Raw genomic sequence first — 2890 nt, 5'->3', positions numbered from 1 at the left:
GTTAAAGCAGGCTATCCTGCCAAAGGATTTGTGGGGCTCATGGAAATGCTTGAGTCCCTTCATAAAGAAAGCCCAAGCTCTGCCCAGGTGCTTTTCTCAACCCATCCAATGAGTGCGGAACGGTTAAATTCTGCTGTTCAAAGAGAAAAAGGGGTTTACCGCTATACAAAAGATTATTTTTTGAACCGTGAAAGATATATGGATAACATTGCTTCTTTGCGAGCTAAAAAAGGAGGCATAGAACTTTTGCAGCAGGGAGAAAAGCATTTGGCTAAAAAAGAGTATGATAAAGCTGAGAATAGTTTTAAAAAATCGATCCATAAATTAAAAGAGGATTATACGGCCCATGTCTTAATGTCCAAATGCCTGATGATCAGGAAAAAACCGGCATCGGCCCTGTCATATGCCAATACGGCGAAAAAGCTATATCCCACAGAAGTCCAGGGCTACTATATCGCTGGGATTGCAAATAATGAACTTAAAAAATATGACAAGGCTTATCAAAATTTTAGCAAATGTGATGAACTTTTACCGGGTAACCCGCAAATGAAGTTTTATAAGGGGTATAGCCTTGATAAAAAAGGAGATACAAAGCCTGCGGCAAATAATTACATGACATATCTGAAAATGATCAATTATCAACCCAATAAATATTCCAAGTATGCGTATAATCGCCTGAAAGAATGGGGTTATGCCAAATAGTCAATCATGAGATTTTCAAGCCTCCGGCAATGCATAGACGTCTTGGAAAAACAGGGTGAACTTGTAAAGATCCACAATTGGGTTGATCCAAACCTTGAAATGGCTGAAATTACAAGAAGAGTGTTTAATGCCAAAGGCCCGGTAGTTTTGTTTGCCAATGTTCTGAATTCTAAATTTCCTGCTATATCAAATCTCTTTGGGACCTGGGAGAGAACACTTAAAATTCTTGAACCCCAACTTGCATCAGTTAAAGCCCTTGCGGATATCAAATCAGACCCGGGTTTACTTGCTAAACACCCCGGAAAGATATTAAAAGCTCTGCCGGCCTTGTACCATTCTTTGCCTTTAAAAACAGCGAACCCTAAGGTCTTGGAAAATAAATGTGCTATTCAGGATCTTCCCATGATCAAATGCTGGCCCAGGGATGGCGGGGCATTTATCCTGCTGCCCCAGGTTTTTTCCAAAGATCCTGAAAAGGATTCGATTTTCAGTTCAAATTTAGGCATGTACAGGATTCAGGTTTCAGGAAATGATTATGATCCAGGGAGTGAGATCGGGCTTCATTATCAATTGCACCGGGGAATTGGCAATCATCATAAAAAGGCTCTTGAAAAAAAATGTGCCTTACGAGTCAGTATTTTTATCGGTGGGCCACCTGCCCATACGCTGGCCGCTGTTATGCCGCTTCCGGAAGGTGTTCCTGAAATCGCTTTTGCAGGAGCGCTTGCAGGTAAGAATTTTAAGTATGCAAATAAAAATCAGCATTTGATTTCTGCAGATTCGGACTTTTGTATCACTGGAGTCGTTGTCCCGGGGAAAACAAAAAGGGAAGGGCCGTTTGGAGATCACCTGGGCTACTATTCCCTTGAACACGGGTATCCGTATTTAAAGGTGGAATCGGTCTATCACAGGAAAGATGCCATCTTCCCGTTTACCGTGGTGGGACGTCCGCCACAGGAAGATTCCAATTTTGGAAGATTGATCCATGAGATCACAAGATCTGCAGTTAAAGACAGCATTCCGGGTGTAATAGCCGTGAATGCAGTGGATGATGCAGGGGTTCATCCCTTGCTGCTTGTAAAAGCCCATGAGCGATATGTCCCCTATGAAAAAAGGATTGAAAAAAGAGTGCCAAGGGAATTGTTAACCCATGCAGCCAGGGTTCTGGGTACGGGTCAGTTGTCTTTGGCAAAATATTTGTTGATCTGTGCCCATGAGGACAATCCCGGATTGGACGTGAATGATGAAAAAGCTTTTTTCATCCATATGCTTGAACGGATCGATTTTGCATCGGATCTTCATTTTTTTACAAAAACAACCATGGATACCCTTGATTATTCCAGCCAAAATATAAATCTGGGATCAAAACTGGTTATTGCAGTGGCAGGTGAAAAAAGAAGGCACCTGAAACTAGAATTTCCACAATATTTTTCTTTACCAGATGGATTTATGCATCCAAAAATTGTCGCTCAGGGCATGGTAGTGCTTGAAGGCCCACGTTTTCAAACATATCCAAAAGGCAAAACACAAATCAATTGTTTGAAAAAACATTTGCAGACTCAAACAGACTTAGATTCATTGCCCCTGTTTGTGGTGGTGGATGATGCCGATTTTGTTGCAAAATCGTTTTCAAATTTTTTATGGGTGACTTTTTTAAGGTCTAACCCGTCCCATGATATTTATGGGGTCAATGAAAAAACCATATTTAAACATTGGGGATGCACCCCCCCCTTAATTATAGATGCCAGAATAAAACCCTTTCATGCAGATCCATTGGTATCTGATAAGAAAATTATTGAAAAAGTAGATGCATTGGGGAAAAGGGGCGGACCGCTTTTTGGAATAATTTAGAAGGAGGATGTATGACAATTAAAGATAATCTTTCAAAAAAAATAGTATTAATTCTGGCAGCAATCATCGTGCTTTATACCCTGGTTGGATTTTTTTTGCTGCCTGTTCTTGGAAAGAATATTCTAAAAGATAAATTAAGCAAAGCCCTGAACAGGGAAGTCACAATTGAAAAAATTGCCATCAATCCTTATGCACTTACTGCGACAATTGACGTCCTGGCTGTGAAAGAGAAAAACAAAGACATCTTTTTTTCCACAAAAAAAATATTTGCCAATTTAAGTCTTTCTTCCTTATTTACTTTTACTCTTGTTGTTTCTGATATCTCTTTGGAAAGTTC

The 2890-nt window shown here is 40.1% G+C and carries 2 protein-coding genes and 1 pseudogene; all 3 read left to right on the top strand.

Translation table 11 applies throughout. The features are described 5' to 3' along the window. A pseudogene (locus tag K8S13_RS09085) lies at positions 1-702 on the top strand (peptidase M48 Ste24p); the annotation flags it as partial. 6 nt (positions 703-708) lie between these two features. Then, entirely contained in the window at positions 709-2553 is a 1845-nt protein-coding gene (locus K8S13_RS09080) for a UbiD family decarboxylase (RefSeq protein WP_291462087.1), read from the top strand. An 11-nt stretch (positions 2554-2564) separates the two neighbouring features. Beyond that, positions 2565-2890, top strand: a 326-nt coding sequence (locus tag K8S13_RS09075; protein WP_291462086.1) for a hypothetical protein, incomplete at its 3' end; no start/stop codon positions are given.

It is taken from the genome of Desulfobacula sp. (assembly GCF_021107415.1).
Note: the sequence above shows the minus strand (reverse complement) of the source record. Positions and strands in the feature narration are given on the sequence as shown.

Coding starts and splice junctions, on each gene's coding strand:
- K8S13_RS09080 (WP_291462087.1), top strand. CDS start 709: ATGAGATTTTCAAGCCTCCGGCAATGCATAGACGTCTTGGAAAAACAG.